Source organism: Pseudomonas sp. R45(2017) (assembly GCF_002112305.1).
GTDB lineage: Bacteria > Pseudomonadota > Gammaproteobacteria > Pseudomonadales > Pseudomonadaceae > Aquipseudomonas > Aquipseudomonas paraglycinae.
The window spans coordinates 33,819-52,652 of sequence record NZ_NEHH01000003.1; the positions used below are offsets into that span (position 1 = coordinate 33,819).

At 63.1% G+C, this 18,834-nt stretch carries 16 protein-coding genes; 5 read left to right on the plus strand and 11 right to left on the minus strand.

Features of this window, described 5'->3' with window-relative positions; genetic code table 11:
• The first annotated feature begins 84 nt into the window (after positions 1–84).
• Together selD and mnmH are read left to right on the plus strand one after the other, a co-directional pair.
• The gene (gene selD, locus CAF74_RS07285; RefSeq protein ID WP_085745879.1) at positions 85–1,119 is read left to right on the plus strand and encodes a selenide, water dikinase SelD; all 1,035 of its coding nucleotides are present in this window, start codon (positions 85–87) and stop codon (positions 1,117–1,119) included.
• Positions 1,119–2,222: a tRNA 2-selenouridine(34) synthase MnmH gene (gene mnmH, locus CAF74_RS07290; RefSeq protein WP_085745880.1), complete on the plus strand. Its 1,104-nt coding sequence runs from the start codon at positions 1,119–1,121 to the stop codon at positions 2,220–2,222. Before selD ends, mnmH begins: the two co-directional genes overlap by 1 nt.
• Positions 2,223–2,249: 27 nt before the next feature.
• Here the strand turns inward: mnmH and CAF74_RS07295 are convergent, their stop codons facing one another.
• A complete protein-coding gene (locus CAF74_RS07295) occupies positions 2,250–2,924 on the minus strand; it encodes a histidine phosphatase family protein (protein WP_085745881.1) in 675 nt (224 codons plus the stop codon).
• A gap of 295 nt (positions 2,925–3,219) precedes the next feature.
• Here CAF74_RS07295 and CAF74_RS07300 point away from each other — a divergent pair, with 295 nt between their 5' ends.
• Together CAF74_RS07300 and hemB are read left to right on the plus strand one after the other, a co-directional pair.
• Positions 3,220–3,918, plus strand: coding sequence for a glutathione S-transferase family protein (locus CAF74_RS07300; protein WP_039770231.1), 699 nt, complete (start codon positions 3,220–3,222; stop codon positions 3,916–3,918).
• A 142-nt stretch (positions 3,919–4,060) separates the two neighbouring features.
• Positions 4,061–5,035 carry a porphobilinogen synthase gene (gene hemB / locus CAF74_RS07305; RefSeq protein WP_085648205.1) on the plus strand — a complete coding sequence of 325 codons (975 nt, stop codon included), beginning with the start codon at positions 4,061–4,063 and terminating at the stop codon, positions 5,033–5,035.
• Between the two features lie 4 nt (positions 5,036–5,039).
• Here the strand turns inward: hemB and CAF74_RS07310 are convergent, their stop codons facing one another.
• Complete coding sequence (locus CAF74_RS07310; RefSeq protein ID WP_085745882.1) at positions 5,040–6,575, minus strand: FAD-dependent oxidoreductase; 1,536 nt, start codon at positions 6,573–6,575, stop codon at positions 5,040–5,042.
• A gap of 193 nt (positions 6,576–6,768) precedes the next feature.
• Between CAF74_RS07310 and CAF74_RS07315 the strand changes: the two genes are divergently transcribed.
• A complete protein-coding gene (locus CAF74_RS07315; RefSeq protein WP_085745883.1) occupies positions 6,769–7,857 on the plus strand; it encodes a DUF1615 domain-containing protein in 1,089 nt (362 codons plus the stop codon).
• Between the two features lie 78 nt (positions 7,858–7,935).
• Here the strand turns inward: CAF74_RS07315 and CAF74_RS07320 are convergent, their stop codons facing one another.
• The 9 genes from CAF74_RS07320 to CAF74_RS07360 all read right to left on the minus strand — a co-directional run bounded on the left by CAF74_RS07320 (position 7,936) and on the right by CAF74_RS07360 (position 18,763).
• Positions 7,936–8,337 (minus strand): phage infection protein, encoded by a 402-nt coding sequence (locus tag CAF74_RS07320; protein WP_074689113.1) that lies wholly within the window; start codon positions 8,335–8,337, stop codon positions 7,936–7,938.
• Positions 8,338–8,450: 113 nt separating this feature from the next.
• The gene (locus CAF74_RS07325; RefSeq protein ID WP_085745884.1) at positions 8,451–9,146 is read right to left on the minus strand and encodes an anti-sigma factor domain-containing protein; all 696 of its coding nucleotides are present in this window, start codon (positions 9,144–9,146) and stop codon (positions 8,451–8,453) included.
• Positions 9,143–9,676 carry a sigma-70 family RNA polymerase sigma factor gene (locus tag CAF74_RS07330; protein WP_170928941.1) on the minus strand — a complete coding sequence of 178 codons (534 nt, stop codon included), beginning with the start codon at positions 9,674–9,676 and terminating at the stop codon, positions 9,143–9,145. The genes CAF74_RS07325 and CAF74_RS07330 overlap by 4 nt, the downstream gene beginning before the upstream one ends.
• A 42-nt stretch (positions 9,677–9,718) precedes the next feature.
• Complete coding sequence (locus CAF74_RS07335) at positions 9,719–10,240, minus strand: DUF3455 domain-containing protein (protein WP_064597927.1); 522 nt, start codon at positions 10,238–10,240, stop codon at positions 9,719–9,721.
• A 119-nt stretch (positions 10,241–10,359) separates the two neighbouring features.
• On the minus strand, positions 10,360–11,973 hold the full coding sequence (locus tag CAF74_RS07340) for an ABC transporter ATP-binding protein (protein WP_085745885.1): 1,614 nt from the start codon (positions 11,971–11,973) through the stop codon (positions 10,360–10,362).
• A gap of 14 nt (positions 11,974–11,987) precedes the next feature.
• Entirely contained in the window at positions 11,988–13,010 is a 1,023-nt protein-coding gene (locus CAF74_RS07345) for an ABC transporter permease (protein ID WP_085648212.1), read from the minus strand.
• Complete coding sequence (locus CAF74_RS07350; RefSeq protein ID WP_011335075.1) at positions 13,010–14,074, minus strand: microcin C ABC transporter permease YejB; 1,065 nt, start codon at positions 14,072–14,074, stop codon at positions 13,010–13,012. The genes CAF74_RS07345 and CAF74_RS07350 overlap by 1 nt, the downstream gene beginning before the upstream one ends.
• Position 14,075: 1 nt before the next feature.
• Entirely contained in the window at positions 14,076–15,947 is a 1,872-nt protein-coding gene (locus tag CAF74_RS07355; protein WP_085745886.1) for an extracellular solute-binding protein, read from the minus strand.
• A gap of 110 nt (positions 15,948–16,057) precedes the next feature.
• On the minus strand, positions 16,058–18,763 hold the full coding sequence (locus CAF74_RS07360; protein WP_085745887.1) for a TonB-dependent receptor: 2,706 nt from the start codon (positions 18,761–18,763) through the stop codon (positions 16,058–16,060).
• Positions 18,764–18,834 lie beyond the last annotated feature (71 nt).

The following is an 18,834-nucleotide window of genomic DNA, read 5'->3' on the forward strand; positions in this document are numbered from 1 at the left end:
CTTCAGCCGCCCGTAAGGGCGGCTTTTTTTTGCCCGCCGACCCCTCTGCTAAAATCCCTCCCACTGCCTCCCGGAGACTGCCCCATGACCGAGCCCATCCGTCTGACCCAATACAGCCACGGCGCCGGCTGTGGCTGCAAGATTTCGCCCAAGGTGCTGGAGGTGATTCTGGCCGGCAGCGGGGCGCAGAACCTTGATCCGAAACTGTGGGTCGGCAACGCGTCGCGCGATGATGCGGCGGTGTATGAGATCGATGCCGAGCGCGGGGTGGTGTCGACCACGGATTTCTTCATGCCGATCGTCGACGACCCGTTCGACTTCGGTCGCATCGCCGCCACCAACGCCATCAGTGACATCTACGCCATGGGCGGCGATCCGTTGATGGCGATTGCGATCCTCGGCTGGCCGGTCAACGTGCTGGCGCCGGAAGTGGCGCGAGACGTGATTCGCGGCGGACGTGCGGTGTGCGATGCGGCGGGGATTCCGCTGGCCGGCGGGCATTCGATCGATGCACCGGAGCCGATCTTCGGTCTGGCCGTCACCGGGCTGGTGGAAAAGCGCTTCATGAAACGCAACGACACCGCCACCGCCGGTTGCCTGCTGTACCTGACCAAACCGTTGGGCATCGGCATCCTCACCACCGCCGAGAAGAAGGGCAAGCTGCGCCCCGACGACATCGGCGTGGCCCGGGACTGGATGTGTACGCTGAACAAGCCCGGCAGCCGTTTCGGCAAACTGGCCGGGGTCACTGCCATGACCGACGTCACCGGCTTCGGGCTGCTCGGGCATCTGGTGGAAATGGCCGACGGTAGTCACCTGACGGCGCGCATTTTTTATGACCGGGTACCGCGTCTGGCGAGTGTCGAGTATTACCTCGAGCAGGGCTGCGTACCGGGCGGCACCCTGCGTAATTTCGACAGTTATTCGGGCCGCGTCGGGCGGGTGCAGGAATTGCACAAGCGGGTGCTGTGCGACCCGCAGACCAGCGGCGGATTGCTGGTGGCCGTGACCCCCGAAGGCAATGCCGAATTCCTCGCCGTCGCTGCCGAACTCGGCCTCGCGCTTGAGCCGATCGGTGAGTTGATCGGGCGACAGAGCCACGCGGTCGAGGTGAATTGATGTCCATCGACGTCACCGACTACCGCGACATCTTCCTCAACGACCGGCCGCTGATGGACGCCCGTGCGCCGGTCGAGTTTCACAAGGGCGCGTTTCCCGGGGCGCTCAATCTGCCGCTGATGAACGACATCGAGCGGCAGCGGGTCGGCACTTGCTACAAGCATCACGGTCAGCAGGCCGCCATCGAGCTGGGCCATCAATTGGTGTCCGGCGCGGTCAAGGCCGAGCGTCTGCAAGCGTGGGCGGAATTTGCCCAGGCGCATCCCGACGGGTTTCTTTATTGCTTTCGTGGCGGCCTGCGCTCGCAGATCGTCCAGCAGTGGCTCAAGACAGAAGCCGGCATCGACTACCCGCGTATCGGCGGTGGCTACAAGGCGCTGCGAGGTTTTCTGATCGACACCCTCGAATCGGCCCAGGCCGACTGTGATTTCGTGCTGCTGGGTGGCATGACCGGCACCGGCAAGACCGAAGTGCTGGTGCGACTGCGCAACAGCGTGGATCTGGAAGGCCATGCCAATCATCGGGGCTCGAGTTTCGGCAAACGCGCCACCGGTCAGCCGTCGAACATCGATTTCGAGAACCGGTTGGCCATCGACTTCCTGAAAAAACGTGCGGCCGGCATCGATCAGTTTGTGTTGGAGGATGAGAGCCGGGTGGTGGGCAGCTGCGCGCTGCCGCTGTCGCTGTATCAGGGCATGCAGCAATACCCGATGGTCTGGCTGGAAGATCGTTTCGAGCAGCGCGTCGAGCGGATCCTGCGCGATTACGTGGTGGATTTGTCCGCCGAATTTCAGGCAGTGCATGGGGACGAGGGGTTCGGGCGGTTTTCCGAGCGGTTGCTGGACAGCCTCGACAACGTGCACAAGCGCCTGGGCGGGGAACGGCATCGACGGATGCGGGTGTTGATGGAAGAGGCGCTGGCGGAGCAGAGCCGCAGCGGGGCGGTGGAATTGCACCGCGCGTGGATCGAAGGTTTGCTGCGCGAGTATTACGACCCGATGTATGTGTTCCAGCGCGAGAAGAAGGGCGGGCGGATCGAGTTTGCCGGGGAGCGGCAGGCCGTTATCGAGTACTTGCGTCAACGCGATAAACCCAAGGCCTGACGGGGCCCGAGCGGGCCCCGGGCAACCTCAGGTCGGACAGCTTTCCTGGCCGTTATCCAGCCCCTGTTTGTAGCTGTGGCTCTGAAGGCTGGCCTTGCCGTTGTGCCAGGTCAGGGTCAGCACGTACAGCGAGTCGTAATCGCTGGATTCCCAATCTTCGGTGATCTTCTGCTTCTCGCCGACGGCCTTGCCCGCGACCTTGTTGATCAGCTCCGGCAGGTAGCCGTGGGACCACGCGGTGTAAATGGTCGAGTTGTGGTACTTGTCGTCGGTCAGTTCCCGGGCCAGGTCGCTGGTGTCGTTGGCCGAGAACTCGATGTTCACCGGCAGGCCGAGCTTGATCGCCGCCGGGCTGATGGTCATCAGCGGGCGGATGTAGCTGTAGGAGTTGTCCAGCTCGCCTTCCTCGACATTGCGCGTCGGGTTGGCGGCGAACACATAGTCAGCCTTGCCGAATTTTTCCGGTAGCAGGGTCGACAGGTCGATCGCCCGGTTCAGGCCCTGGCAGTTGAGCTGGCCGAGACCACCGGCGGGTTTCTCGGCATGGCGCAGGAACACCAGGGTCTGGGTGCCGTCCACCGGTTGCGCACGGCTTTCGCTGGATTCCAGCGACAGGAACAGCGCGCTGACTGCCAGCAGGGTGGGCAGGGCCACATACGCGCGATGTTTGAAGCGGTTGGCGACTTTCATCAAGTTCGTCATGGGATAAGGCGTCTTCAGTCTGTTCGGTTAAGGCTGACAAACCTCTGCACCGGTGCGTGGGCGCCGGGTGTTTTCCCTGTCATCACTGGCTTGCTTGGAGCCCCCTGAGGCCCGTTTGGTTCGATCCGCTTGAGTGCGCCGCACTTTACCGTTCAGCCTGTGCGGTTGGAGGGAAGGTTAACCACAGGATGTTGCGGATTTAAGTAAGCCTGCCAAGGGAGGCGTAAAGAACCCGAGCCAGAGCGCTGATCGTGGATTATGCTCAGGCCTTTCATTTTGTGACTGGATGCTACACATGACTGATCTGTCCGCGTTCCCGATCACCCAGAAATGGCCGGCGCAGTACCCTGACTGGATTCAGCTCTATTCCCTGCCGACCCCCAACGGCGTCAAGGTCTCGATCATGCTCGAAGAAATCGGCCTGCCGTACGAGCCGCACCGCGTGGGCTTCGACACCAATGACCAGATGTCTCCGGAATTTCTGTCGCTGAACCCGAACAACAAGATCCCGGCGATCCTCGACCCTCACGGCCCGGAGGACAAACCGCTGCCGTTGTTCGAGTCCGGCGCGATCCTGATCTACCTCGCCGACAAGAGCGGCCAGTTGCTGGCCCAGGAAGGCGCGTTGCGCTACGAAACCATCCAGTGGCTGATGTTCCAGATGGGCGGCATCGGCCCGATGTTCGGCCAGCTCGGTTTCTTCAACAAATTCGCCGGCAAGGACTACGAAGACAAGCGTCCCCGTGACCGCTACGTCGAAGAAAGCCGCCGCCTGCTCAGCGTCCTCAACACCCGCCTGGAAGGCCGCGACTGGATCATGGGCGAGCGCTACACCATCGCCGACATCGCCACGTTCCCGTGGGTGCGCAACCTGATCGGTTTCTACGAAGCCGGCGATCTGGTCGGCATCAACAACTTCCCGAATGTCACCCGGGTGCTGGAGCGCTTCCTGGCGCGGCCGGCCGTTGTGCGCGGCCTGACCATTCCTTCCTGACCCTGTTGCAGCCGGGTGCGCAGATTGTTGCGTGCCCGGTAACGCACTGTTGATTGATCCAGGTTTGTACCCCGTCCCCCGCAAGGCATAAGCTTCGCCCCCTACGACTTTCGTCTCATCCGCTGTTTTCAGGAAAGGCCCCATGTCCAGTCAGTTCCCCGAAGCACGTCCACGCCGTCTGCGCCGCAATGCGAGCCTGCGCAGCCTGTTCCAGGAAACCGAGTTTTCCCTCAACGATCTGGTGCTGCCGATCTTCGTCGAAGAAGAGATCGACGACTTCGTGCCGATCAAGAGCATGCCCGGCGTGATGCGTATTCCCGAGCGCAAACTGGCCGGCGAGATCGAACGTTACGCCCGGGCCGGGATCAAGTCGGTGATGACGTTTGGCGTGTCTCATCACCTGGACGCCAACGGCAGCGACACCTGGCGTGAGAACGGTCTGGTGTCGCGCATGTCGCGGATCGCCAAGGACGCCGTGCCGGAAATGATCGTGATGTCCGACACCTGCTTCTGCGAGTACACCGATCACGGCCATTGCGGCGTGATGCACAACCATGAAGTCGACAACGACCAGACCCTGATCAACCTCGGCAAGCAAGCGGTAGCGGCAGCCCGTGCCGGTGCCGACGTGATCGCGCCGTCGGCGGCGATGGATGGCCAGGTGCGGGCGATTCGCCGGGCACTGGACGACGCCGGCTTCACGCAGATTCCGATCATGGCCTACTCGACCAAATTCGCCTCGGCGCTCTACGGCCCGTTCCGCGAGGCCGGCGGCAGCGCGCTGAAGGGCGATCGCAAAAGCTATCAGATGAACCCGATGAACCGCCGCGAAGCCCTGCGCGAATCGTTGCTTGACGAGCAGGAAGGCGCCGACGCGCTGATGGTCAAACCGGCCGGCGCGTACCTGGACATCATCCGCGACATCCGCGAAGCCTCGAACCTGCCGCTGGCGGCGTATCAGGTCAGCGGCGAGTACGCGATGATCAAGTTCGGCGCCCAGGCCGGGGCCATCGACGAAGATCGCGTGGTGCGCGAAAGCCTCGGTGCGATCAAGCGCGCGGGCGCGGATCTGATCTTCACCTACTTTGCGATGGACCTGGCCCTGGCCGGGATCTGATCCTTCAGGGACAACTGAAAAACGGCCGGATCCCGTGATCACGGAAATACCGTTCGATCACCTTCGGATCCGCGCTGTTGTCGGCAATCGCCACGTAGGTATCCGGGCGCAGCAGGTAAAAGCCGTTGCGCCCCAGCCCTGCCGTTTCAAACGCCGGACGCCAGTCGAATACGTGCAGCGGCAAGTGATGTTCATTGCACCAGGCGATCATCTCGTCGCTGGTGTCGCCGTACACATGCACCTGCCAGCACGGATGGCGCAACGGTTCGTAATTATCCCCCTCGCCATCATGGGCCCACGGCAAGCGGTCGCCGCCGTGGACGTGCCCGGCCACGCCTTCACTCAACGTCATGCCCCGATAGTTGACGGTGATTTGCGACACCGTGCGAAACAGGAATTCGCGGCTGGTCTCGAACGAGGCCATTTTCGGAATCAGGAACGGTGCCAGTCGCGTGCGCAACAGATCGGCCATGCGGCCTTCGGCGGTGACGAAGCTGAAAACTTTGTCGGTGGTCGACACCAGTCGCCGGGCGAAGGCGATGCGTTCGGTTTCGTAGCTGTCGAGCAGCTTGGGCGTGGCCGCGCCGCCGAGCACTGCCGCGAGTTTCCACGCCAGGTTGATCGCGTCGCCGATGCCGGTGTTCATGCCCTGACCGCCGGCCGGGCTGTGCACATGCGCCGCGTCGCCGAGCAGAAACGCCCGGCCCTTGCGAAAGTGATCCGCCACCCGGTGATGCACGCGGTAGGTGGAGAACCAGTTGACGTCCTCGATGTGCACGTTCAGATGTTCGATGGCGCGATTGCTGACATCGGAAAACTCGAGGGTTTCGGCACGATCCGCACGTTTGTCACGAACCGTGCCGATCAACCGCGCACGGCCTTCGCCAGCCAGCGGAAACACCGCGAGAAAGTCCGCTTCATCCAGATCCAGATGCAACTCGCCATTGAGCGCCGGGCCGCTGGCCCGCACATCGGCGACGTAGAAAATCTGCTGATAAGTGCCGCCGGGAAAACCGGTGTCGAGGGTTTTGCGCACGACCGAACGGGCGCCGTCACACCCGGCCAGATAGCAGGCCTGGCAGATTTCCTGCTCGCCATCCGGCAGGCGCAAATGCGCGGTGAGGCCGTCGCCGTTTTCCGTAAAGCTCTCAAGCGTGGTGTTGCGTTCGACGGTCACGTCATAGTCTTCGAGGCGGTCGATTAACAGCCGCTCGTGTTCGTCCTGCGGGTACATCTCCAGAAAGGCGTAAGGTGTCAGGCCTTCGCCGATCCGGTTCAGCGGCAGTTGTGCCACGGGTTTGCCCTTGACCCAGAAATTGGCCGCCGCCACCCGGTGACCGTTACGCACTATCGCGTCGGCCAGGTCCAGTTGCCGGTACAGCTCAAGGGTGCGCGCCTGCACCGCCAGCGCCCGCGACGTGGTGCCCGGCGCGGAGGTCTTGTCGATGATGCGCACCCGCACGCCCAGTTTGCTCAGCCACAGGGCCAGCACCAGTCCGGTGGGGCCTGCGCCGATGATCAGAACATCACTGCGGTTCATGGTCTGTCCTCCTCGCGTGTCCTGACCTGCGGCATGCCACTGAGTGTGCAGCAGCAAGTATGGATCAGACGGCGAGGGCGGCCAGTCGGCCTGCCAAACGGGGCGATGGAACAGCGCCGCCGGCCCGCAGTCCTATCCTGCACCCTGCGATTGAGCGTAGGGTTAACCCGGCTCAACGGACTGGATGAAGCGTATGCACACCCCTCGATTATTCGTCAGCCTCGCCGCGCTGCTGGTACTGGCCGGTTGCGCCGGTCAACGCAGCGAAGAACCGGCGCCGCGCCCGCCCGCCGAGGTCAAGGCGCAGATCGTGCGCCTGCTGCCGGCAAAAACCGTCGACCGCCAGGGCTGGGCCACCGATATCTACGCCGCGTTCGCCGCCCAGGGCATCAGCCCGACCACGCAGAATCTGTGTTCGGTGCTGGCCGTCGCCGAGCAGGAATCCACTTTTCAGGTCGATCCGCCGGTGCCCGGTCTGGGCAAGATTGCCCGTGACGAAATTGACCGCCGCGCTGCCAAGGTGCATATCCCGAGTCTGTTGGTCAGCGGCGCCTTGCAGGTGCGTTCGCCGAACGGCAAGACCTACAGCGAACGCCTCAGCGCCGCCCGCAGCGAAAAGGAATTGAGCGCAATTTTCGACGACTTCATCGGCTCGGTGCCGATGGGCCGCACGCTGTTCAGCGGTTTCAACCCGGTGCACACCGGCGGGCCGATGCAGGTCAGCATCGAATTCGCCGAGCAGCATGCCAAGGACTACCCGTACCCGGTGGACGGCACGATTCGCCGCGAGGTGTTCAGCCGTCGGGGCGGCATGTACTTCGGCATCGCCCATTTGCTCGGTTATCCGGTGAGTTATCGCGAGCCGCTGTACCGCTTCGCCGACTTCAACGCCGGCTGGTACGCCAGTCGCAACGCGGCATTTCAGAACGCGGTCAGCCGCGCGTCGGGGATTCCGCTGGCGCTGGACGGCGACCTGATCCGCCCGGGCGCGATCATGCCGGGCAGCACTGAACTGGCAGTGCGCACCCTCGGCAAATCCCTGGGCATGCGCAATCCGGTGATCCGCGATCAACTGGAGAAGGGCGATAGCCTGGCCTTCGAGGAGACCAAACTGTATCAACGGGTCTTCGAACTGGCGGAGCGTGCGGAAGGCAAGTCACTGCCACGTGCGGTGCTGCCGGGCATCGTGCTGCAGAGCCCGAAGATCACCCGCAAACTGACCACGGCGTGGTTTGCCAAACGGGTCGACGAGCGTTATCGGCGCTGCATGGCCAAGGGCTGAGGACGATCAAAAAGGCATAAAAAAACCCGGCTGACGGGCGCCGGGTTTTTTCTGGGTTGTTGCGATCAAGCCATTCATTCAGGCAACGCGACGTTCGATCAGACGATCCGAACCACCTTCGGCAACACGGCGTTCGATCAGACGATCCGAACCACCTTCGGCAACACGGCGTTCGATCAGACGATCCGAACCACCTTCGGCAACACGGCGTTCGATCAGACGATCCGAGCCACCTTCAGCAACGCGACGTTCAATCAGACGATCCGAACCACCTTCGGCAACGCGGCGTTCGATCAGACGATCCGAGCCACCTTCGGCAACGCGACGCTCGATCAGACGATCCGAACCACCTTCGGCAACGCGACGTTCGATCAGACGATCCGAACCGCCTTCGGCGATCATGGTGTGGGCAGGTTTGGCGGCAAATGCGTTGAAGGCCAGAACCGAGAGGGCAATGCTGAGGATGACTTGGCGTTTCATGATGGTGTGCTCCGGGGGTGTTGTTTGTTTGGTATGGAGCCGATGTTACGCCCGGGATTTTTTAAGAGAACTTCATTGACGTGATGGTGAACATCGACGCCGATGATGGTTTGTCACAGCACCTTCACTGCGCGGCCGATTGCCTGGATCGGCCCGGTAGGTTTGCCGATCGGCGAACCGGTGGCGCCTTCCAGCGTCAGCTCGAACAACTGGTTCGGTTGCAGCGGCGGCAGCTTGTCCAGCGGGATCGACAGCGCCTGGCCCGGTTTGACCAGCCCCAGCGACACCGGACCCTGCCAGCCATCGGCCTTGGTCCAGAACTCCAGCGCTTTGTCGGCCGGCACCTCGACCACGCCCAGCGGAATCAACTGGATCTCCCGTGGACTGCTGGCCTGTATCACCCAGCCCGGCGCCTTGTCCTGCGGGGCGACCAGCACCACCAGAAAGCTCGGTTTCGGTGTGGTCTGGGTCAACAGGATCGAACCCAGCAACAAAGTCGCGGCCAACCCGGCAGCGCTCAATCCGCGCCACAGCGACAGGCGGTTCCACCAGGAAATCTCGGGCGCCACTTTGTGGGTGAGTTGCCCGACACTGCGTTCGATGCGTTGCCACAGCTGCGACGAGGGCTGATGCGCCGGGGCGAGGTCGGTCAACTCCAGCAAGCGCCGCTCCCAGGCATCCACCGCCGCTTGCAGCTCGGGCTCGTTGGGCAAGCGCCGTTGCACCTCGGCGCGCGCTTCGGCCGAGAGGGTGCCAAGCACGTATTCGCTGGCCAGTTCATCGCGTTCCTGCGCCGATTCGGTGGTCATCCCATGCACTCCCGCAACGCATTGAGGCTGCGCTTGATCCAGGCTTTGACGGTGCCCAGCGGCGTGTCGAGGCGTTGGGCGATCTGTGCGTGGCTGTAACCGTCGACGTAGGCGTGAAGGATGCAGCGGCGGCGTTGCGGTTCCAGTTGATGCAGGCAGCGATGGATGCGGGTCGATTGCGCCAGCGCATCGAAGTCGTCATCAATCGCCGGAGATTCGTTGCTGTCGTTCAACGGCGTTTCCCGGTCGTGATTGCGCAACACATTCAACGCCAGATGCCGGGTCACGCTGAACATCCAGCCCCGGGCCGAACCGCGCGCCGGATCGAACCCCGCCGCGCCGGCCCAGATCTTGATGAATGCGTCGTGAACGATGTCTTCGGCCAGCGCCGTGTCGCGCACCAGACGTCGGGCCACACCGAGCAGCCGCGGGCTTTCCTGCACATACAATTCGCGCAGGGCCCCGCGCTCGCCGCGGGCACAGGCGGCGAGGCGGGCTTCGTAATCGAACGCGGTTTCGGGTAATGGCATGTCCTGCAATCTAGCAAGCATCGAGCAAACGTCCAGTCAGGCTCAGTTCGCGGCCCAGAAAATGTAGTCGGCCTGGTACTTCACCACTTCCTGTTTGCCCTTGTTCGCCGCCGTGCATTCGCTGCCCGGCGCCACGCCGCCCTTGAGCGCGACGCGCTGGATGTAGCTCACGCCGCTCATCGCGCCTTTGCCCTCGGCGGGGTTGGCCTTGACCAATTGATAGGGCAGGTTGCCCGGGCTCGACGGCGCGACGGCCAATTGCGTGCCGGTGACTTTCGAGCCGTCCTTTGCCTGCCAGGTGGCGGGCGGGCCGAAGTAGGTGCCGACCTGTTTGCCGCTGCGATCGTTGAGCACCGCTTTGGGGCCGACGAACACCCACTCGGTCTGGCCGGCGGCATTGGCCTTGTCCCGGCATTCGTAGGTGATCTCGCCGACCCCGGTGGTTTCCATCGCGATCTTGTGACCGTCCGGCACCTTGATCGCATCGGGATAACTGCTTTGGGCAAAGCTTGTCGAGGCGACGGCGAGCAAACCGGTGAAGCCGATCAGTTGGGTGATGTTCATCAGTGTTTCTCCGAAAAAGGGTAAACCGCTGACAGCCGAAAGGGGGCTGTTACAGGGACTACCCGTGACGGAGGCGTTTGGATGCAGTGGCCGGAAAATAAATCTGAAAGCACTGAAGGTCAGATTGCTGGAACCCGCTCACCCCCGGTTTTTGCCAATGCCAGGCCGGAGGCTTTCAGCAGTTCCTGGGTATAGACATGCTGCGGCGCCGCAAAAATCTGGCGCGACGCTCCCTGTTCCACCACCTTGCCGTCCTTGATCACCATCAAATCGTGCGCCAGTGCATGCACCACCGCCAGGTCATGGCTGATGAACAGGTACGTCAGCCCATGGCGGATCTGCAATTGCCTCAACAACTCCACCACCTGTTTCTGCACCGTGCGGTCCAGCGCCGAGGTCGGTTCGTCGAGCAGAATCAGCGCCGGTTCCAGCACCAGCGCCCGGGCGATGGAAATGCGCTGGCGCTGGCCACCGGAAAACTCGTGGGGATAGCGATGGCGGCTCTGCGGATCGAGGCCGACTTCCTCCAGCACGCGGATCACCGCCGCTTCGCGTTCTTCGGCCGTGCCGATGCCGTGGGTCAGCAGGCCTTCGGCGATGATCTGCTGCACCGACATCCGAGGGCTGAGGCTGCCGAACGGGTCCTGGAACACCACCTGGATCTGCCGGCGCAAGGGGCGCATCAAACGCTGATTGAGCAGGCTCAATTGCTTGTTGCCGAAGCGAATATCGCCCTCGGATTCCACCAGCCGCAGAATCGCCTGGCCCAGCGTCGACTTGCCCGAGCCGGACTCGCCGACAATGCCCAGAGTCTTGCCCCGTTGCAGCCGGAAACTCACGCCGTCCACGGCCTTGATGTATTCCTGGGTGCGGCTGAACAACGCCTTGGGCAGCGGGAACCAGACTTTCAGATCATCCACTTCCAGCAGATTGTGATCGTAGCGACTCGGCACAGGTGCGCCGGACGGTTCCGCCTCGATCAGCAGGCGGCTGTAAGGATGCTGCGGGGTGCGGAACAGCGTTGCGCAATCGGCTTGTTCGACGATTTCCCCGTGGCGCATCACGCACACCCGTTGGGCGATGCGTCTCACCAGATTGAGGTCGTGACTGATCAGCAGCAGCGACATGCCGAGGCGTTGCTGCAACTCGATCAGCAGTTCGAGAATCTTCTGCTGCACGGTCACGTCCAGCGCCGTGGTCGGTTCGTCGGCGATCAGCAATTGCGGCTCGTTGGCCAGCGCCATGGCGATCATCACCCGTTGCCGCTGGCCACCGGAGAGCTGGTGCGGATAGGCCTTCAAGCGCTGCAACGGCTGGCGAATGCCCACCAATTCCAGCAGCTCCAGCGTGCGCTGGCGTGCGGCGCGACCCTTGAGCCCCTTGTGGATCTCCAGCACTTCGCTGATCTGCTTTTCCACCGTGTGCAGCGGGTTCAGCGAGGTCATCGGCTCCTGGAAAATCATCGCGATGCGGTTGCCGCGCAAGCCGCGCATCTGCTGCTCGCTGGCATGCAGCAAGTCCACGCCGTTGTAGCGGATGCTGCCCGTGCTACTGACGGTTTTGCCTGGCAGCAAACGCAGGATCGAGTGGGCCGTCACCGACTTGCCCGAGCCGGACTCGCCGACCAGTGCCAGGCACTCGCCACGGCGGATGTCGAGGTTCACGCCGTGCACCACTTCGTGCCCGGCGAAGGCGACGCGCAGGTCGCGGATTTCAATCAGGTTGTCGGTCATTTCAGCTCCGGGGATCAGGATCGCGGATCGAACGCGTCACGGCAGGCTTCGCCGATAAACACCAGTAAGGACAGAATCAGCGCCAGGGCAAAAAACGCCGTCAGCCCCAACCACGGCGCTTGCAGATTGCGCTTGGCCTGGCCGATCAGTTCGCCCAGCGATGCGGTGCCGGCGGGCATGCCGAAGCCGAGAAAATCCAGCGCGGTGAGGGTGGCGATGGCGCCGGTCAGAATGAACGGCAGGTAGGTCAGGGTGGAGGTCATGGCGTTGGGCAGAATGTGCCGGCGCATCAGCTCGCTGTCCGTCAGGCCCAGGGCCCGCGCGGCCTTGACGTATTCCAGGCTGCGCCCGCGCAGGAACTCGGCGCGCACCACGTCCACCAGTGCCAGCCAGGAAAACAGCGCCATGATCCCCAGCAGCCACCAGAAACTCGGCGATACGAACCCCGACAAAATGATCAGCAGGTACAGCACCGGCAGCCCCGACCAGATCTCCAGCACCCGTTGCCCGAGCAAGTCGACCCAGCCGCCGTAATAACCCTGCAACGCCCCGGCGACGATGCCGATCAGCGCACTGACGGCCGTGAGAATCAGCGCAAACAGGATCGAAATCCGCGTGCCGAAAATCACCCGCGCCAACACGTCCCGGGCCTGATCGTCGGTGCCCAGCCAGTTGCTGGAGGACGGCGGACTCGGCGCCGGTTCAGTTAGGTCGTAATTGACCGTGTCGTAGCTGAACGGGATCGGCGGGAACAGCATCCAGCCGCCCTGATCCTCGATCAGTTTGTGTACGTAATTGCTCGCGTAATCCGGCTGGAACGGCAGTTCGCCGCCGAAATCGGTTTCCAGATAATCGCTGAGGATCGGGAAGTAGAAGGCATGGTGGTAGCGGATCACCAGCGGCTTGTCGTTGGCGATCAGTTCGCCGCCGAGGCAGATCAGGCACAGCCCGATGAACAGCCACAGCGACCAGCGCCCGCGACGGTTGGCCTTGAATTGGGCGATGCGCCGCCGGCCCAGAGGGGAGAGTGTGAACATCAGGCAGTCCTCGCCGAGAAGTCGATGCGCGGGTCGAGCAGGGTGTAGCAGAGGTCGCCGATCAGCTTGATCAACAGGCCGAACAGGGTGAACAGGAACAGCGTGCCGAACACCACCGGGTAGTCCCGCGACACCGCCGCTTCGTAGCTCATGCGCCCGAGGCCGTCGAGGTTGAAGATGGTTTCGATCAGCAGGGAGCCGGCGAAAAACACCTCGATCAACGCCGACGGCACACCGGCGACCACCAGCAGCATCGCGTTGCGAAACACATGGCCGTAGAGCACGCGTCTTTCGGTCAGGCCCTTGGCGCGCGCGGTGATCACATACTGGCGGCTGATCTCGTTGAGGAAGCTGTTCTTGGTCAGGATCGTCAGCGTCGCAAAACCGCCGATCACCAGCGCCGTCACCGGCAACACCAGGTGCCAGAGGTAGTCGCCGACCTTGCCCCACAGGCTCAGGCTGTCGAAATTGTCCGAAACCAGCCCCTGCACCGGAAACCAGTTGACGTAGCTGCCCCCGGCGAACACCACGATCAACAGGATCGCGAACAGAAACGCCGGCATCGCGTAACCGACGATGATCGCCGTGCTGCTCCAGACATCGAATGCGCTGCCGTTTTTGATCGCCTTGCGAATGCCCAGCGGGATCGAAATCAGGTAGGTGATCAAGGTCGCCCACAGGCCGAGGGACAGCGACACCGGCAGCTTCTGCACGATCAGATCCGTCACTTTCGCACCGCGAAAGAAACTGCTGCCCAGGTCCAGTTGCGCGTAGTTTTTCAGCATCAGCCACAGGCGTTCGTGCATCGGTTTGTCGAAGCCGTAGTGGTGCTTGATCTCTTCGATCAGCGCCGGGTCCAGGCCTCGGCTGCTGCGCCCGGCACCGCCGATGGCGGTTACCTCGCTGGCGCCGCCCATGCTGTGCCCGCCGAAACCTTGCAGGCGGGCGATGGCCTGTTCCACCGGGCCGCCGGGCGCGGCCTGCACGATGACGAAGTTGACCACCAGAATGCACAGCAGCGTCGGGATGATCAGTAACAGACGTCGACTCAGATAACGCCACATGTCACTGGCCCCCCGCGAGCTGGCGCAGGGCGCTCATCTGCTGATTGGTCAGCGGCTTGGCCGAGACCTCCCACCAGGTATCGAGGCCTTCGCTGTAAATCGGCTGCACCGGTGGCCTGCCGAAGCGGTTCTGAAACACCGTCGGCGTGCCTTTGGAGTAGTAGTTGGGAATCATGTAGTCACCCCATTGCAGCACCCGGTCTAGGGCGCGGGCGTAACGCACCATAGCGTCGCGGGTATTGGCCTGGACCAGGCCGTCGATCAGCCGGTCCACCGCCGGGTCCGCCAGCACCATCGAATTGGAACTGCCGACCTGCGTGGCGCTCTGCGAGGCATACAGGCTGTACAACTCGCGGCCCGGCGAGACGATCGGATCGCCGCTGCGCGGGAAACTGGTGACGATCATGTCGTAGTCCCGGGCGTTGAGCCGGTTGATGTACTGCGCTGAATCGATACGCCGCAGATTCAGGGTGATGCCGATCTGCGCCAGGGTGCGTTTGTACGGCAGCAGCATGCGGTCGAAACCGCCCTGGCCGTCGAGGAAGGTGAATTCGAAGGGCTCGCCGGCGGCGTTCACCAGCCGGTTGTTTTTCGGCGTCCATCCGGCTTCGGCCAGCAGCTTCAGGGCCTGCAACTGCTTGTCGCGGATGTAGCCGCTGCCATCGGTTTTCGGCGCCTGATAGACCCGGCTGAAAACCTCGTCCGGAATCTGTCCGCGCAGCGGTTCGAGGATCGCCAGTTCGCCGGCGTCGGGCAGGGCGGTGGCGGCCATTTCACTCTTCGGCCAGTAGCTGTTCTGGCGCACGTAGAAGCCGCGCATCATCTGCTTGTTGGTCCACTCGAAATCCCACAGCAGGCTCAGCGCCTGACGCACGCGGCGATCCTTGAACAGCGGATTCTGCAGGTTGAACACGAAACCCTGGGCGCAGGTCGGTTTGTCCGGGGCGAGAATCGCCTGTTGCAGGCGACCGTCGCGCAGGGCCGGGCTGTCGTAGCCGACCACGTAGCCGGACGAGGAAAACTCGCGGTTGTAGTCGAACGCCCCCGCCTGCAGCAGTTGTCGGGCGACGTCTGTGTCGCCGTAGAAATTCACGGTCAGGCTGTCGAAGTTGTACATCCCGCGACTGACCGGCAAATCTTTGCCCCACCAGTCCGGATCTCTCTGAAAACTGATGCTGCGTCCCGCATCGACCTTGCTCACCCGATAAGGGCCGCTGCCCAATGGTGGTTCGAAACCGCCGCCGTTGGCGAAGTCGCGGGTTTTCCACCAGTGCTCGGGCACCGGTCGCAGCGACGCCAGATCCAGCGCCAGGGTGCGGTTGAGGTTGTTCTTGAAAGTGAAGCGAATCTGCCGCGGGCCTTCGATCAGCACGTCCTGCACGTCGGCGTATTGCTGGCGATAACTCAGGCTGCCCTTGGTCATCAACAGTTCGAAGGTGTAGCGCACGTCCTCGGCGGTGATCGGCGTGCCATCGGCGAAACGCGCCTCGGGATTCAGGTTGAAACGCACCCACAGACCGCCGGGATCGCGCTCCATGGATTGCGCCACCAGACCGTAGACGGTGTAAGGCTCGTCCAGGGAGCGGAACGCCAGCGGCGAATACACCCAGTCGTTGACCTGCACCACGGAAATGCCCTGATCGGCATACGGGGTGATGTAGTTGTACTGACCGATCTCCATCGAAGCGCGGCTGAGCGAGCCGCCCTTGGGGGCATCGGGATTGACGAAATCGAAGTGCTGGAAACCGGCGGGGTATTTAGGCGCCTCGCCGTACACCGTCATCGCGTAGCTGCCGCCGGCCAGCGCAGATGACGCGTTGCACAGCAGCGCGCTGCCGAGCAGCAGGCCGGCCATGTTGCGCATGAATGTCATGAAGTCGTTCCTCTGAGCCGGAAAAACCCGAAGCGGCGGCAGGCCGCTGCGGGATGCGAATTCGCAAGGGGAAGGGGCCGGCCGGAGTCTTGCGCGGCCCCGACCGGGACTCAGAAGTGGTACGTCATGCGCGCAAACAGCGTGCGGCCCAGCGGATCGGTGTAGCGCGGGTCATAACCGCTCTGGAAGTTGTAGGCCTGGTTGGAGAACGGCGGATCGCGGTCGAACAGGTTCTTCACCCCGGCATCGACGTCCAGCACCTTGTCGAAGGTGTAGCCGGCCGACAGGTCCCACACCGAATACGACGCGACCCGCGCGTTGGTCTCGCGGTCGTAGTCGTTGTAGCCGGTGGTGAAGCGGTTGGTCAGCGCCGCGCGGGCTGCACCGAAGGTCCAGGAACCGGTCAGGTTGTGTTTCCAGCGGGCAATCACACCGTCGCCCTTGAAGTCGCCGACCTTGTCGGTGAACGGGCCCTTGATGGTGCTCTGGAAGTCGTACTCGTCGACATAGGTGCCTTGCAGGCCCAGGCCGAATTGACCGTACGGCGTGTTCGGGAAGCGATAGTCCAGCGACACATCGACGCCGTTGGTTTCGACGATGCCGAGGTTGGCGTTGCCGGTGACGATGTAGTTGAGCGTGCCGTCGGCGTTGCGCACGAAGCGGTCAGGGTAGCTGCCGGCCTGATCGAACACGGTGGATTCCGGGAACGGCTGGATCTGGTTGGAGATGTGAATCCACCAGAAATCCAGGCCCACGGACAGATTGCTGACCGGCTGATAGACGAAGCCCAGCGTCACGTTGCGCGCCTTCTCCGGGGCCAGGTCTTCGTTGCCGCCGATCTGGTTGAGGAACTGCTGACCGCAATCACGCCCGCCGTTGCCGCCCGGTTGCACCACGCCGCCGGTACACAGCACCGGGTCGTTGTAGTAGCCCTGGGTGAAGGTGATGCTGCGCGGCGAATACAACTCATACAGCGACGGCGCGCGGAAGCCTTCGCTGTAGGCGCCGCGCACCACCAGTTCCTTGAGCGGCTGATAACGGAACGAATATTTCGGGTTGGTGGTGCTGCCGAAGTCGCTGTATTTGTCGTGACGCACAGCGGCGGACAGTTCCAGGCTGTCGAGCACCGGTACGTTGATTTCCGCGTAGGCGGCTTTCACGCTGCGGTCGCCCTCGACGCTGCCGGCCGGGTCGATGCCCAGGCTCTGGATGTCGCCGGCAAAGGCTTCGAAGTCCTGGTGGAATTTCTCTTTGCGGTACTCGCCGCCCAAGGCCAGGCCGGACGGACCGGCACCGAACCAGTCACCGATCTCGCGGCTGATCCGCCCGTCGAAACCGGCGACCCGACCGACCGCCGTGGAATAGGCGCCGTGGTACGCGGCCTGGTCGATGTATTGCTGACCGGCGCTGGTCTGCGGGCCGAACGGGTTGAGCAGGCCGCTGGCCAGACCGTCGATCATCGCCTGATCGCTGACGTAGCCGCTGGTAACGCTGGAGACGATCTTGTTCTGGTTGTACGAGGCGCCGACGTTGTAGTCCCAGCCGCCAACCAGACCGTCGAAGCTCAGCAAAAAGCGCTGGCTGGTGTTCTGGTCTTTCGATTCACGCGGGCCGGCGGCGGTTTCGCGCCAGTTCACGTCCACCGGTTGCGTCGGGTCGAGGGCGAAACCGGTGGGCGCCGGGGTGATGCCGTTGCCGGGGTAGTAGGGCGAGGATGAGTCGAGGCTGAGGCCGGTCAATGGCGCCGGGCCAATAGCAATGGCGTTGTTGTTGCGCGACCAGAAGTATTCGAGGTTGACGTTGTGGTCGTCGGCCAGTTTGCCGGTGGTCTTGCCGAAGAACGACGTTTTCTCGGTCTGCGGCACCAGGTCGATGTATTCGCGGGTGCTGAAGCGGCAGAGGCCGTCGCGGGCCACCAGGTTGGGGCCGTTGCAATTGCTGTTGGCCAGCGGGTTGGTGGCGTTGCCGTTCTGGCTGTAGTTGCCGGGGAACGCGGTGCCGGAGGTCTGGTCGAGACCTCGGCCGGGGACATAGTCGCGGGCGAAGGAGCGGTCGTTGGCGTCGAGGTTCTGCTGCTTGTTGTAGTTGAACACGCCGAGCACGTTGAAGCGGTCCTGCTCCAGATCGCCGTAGCCCCAACTGGCGCTCATGTCCTTGGTCGCACCGCCGCCACTGTGGGTCGGGGTTTCGCCGCCGAGGGTGAGTTGGCCGTCGGTCATGGATTTCTTGGTGATGAAGTTGATCACGCCGCCGATGGCGTCGGTACCGTACAGGGCCGAGGCGCCGTCGCGCAGCACTTCCACGCGCTCGATCGCGGCAAACGGGATCATGTTCAGATCCACCGCGCCGCCGGCCGAGTTGGTGCCCGACAGGGCGTTGTTGGCCAGTCGGCGACCGTTGAGCAGCACCAGCGTTTTGTTCGCGCCGATGCCGCGCATGTCGGCGAACGATGCACCGCCGGTGGCCGCGCCGACCGAGCCTGCACTGTTGTTGATCGACTGGCTGCCGGTGATGCGCTGCACCAGTTCGGCGGTGGTGGTCACGCCCTGTTTACGCAGCTCATCGGCCTTGAGCACGGTGATCGGCACCGCCGTTTCCGCGTCGACCCGACGGATCGCCGAACCGGTCACTTCGACTCGTTGCAGTTGCGTGGTCGGCGCGACCACCGCAGCGGCGGCCGGGACGCTGTTGTCGTCCTCGGCGGCTTGTACCCCGGCGCCCATCCCCATGGCCACCAGGTACAACGGAACGAAACGGTGACGGGAAATCGTCGCCACCAAGGGTTTGAGCGTGAAGCGTGGAGTGTTCATCAGCATGGTTGTTTCCGACTTTGTTAGACGTTTATCGAAATGGCCTTGTGAGCCCTCTTTGCACGGAGCACGGTGGT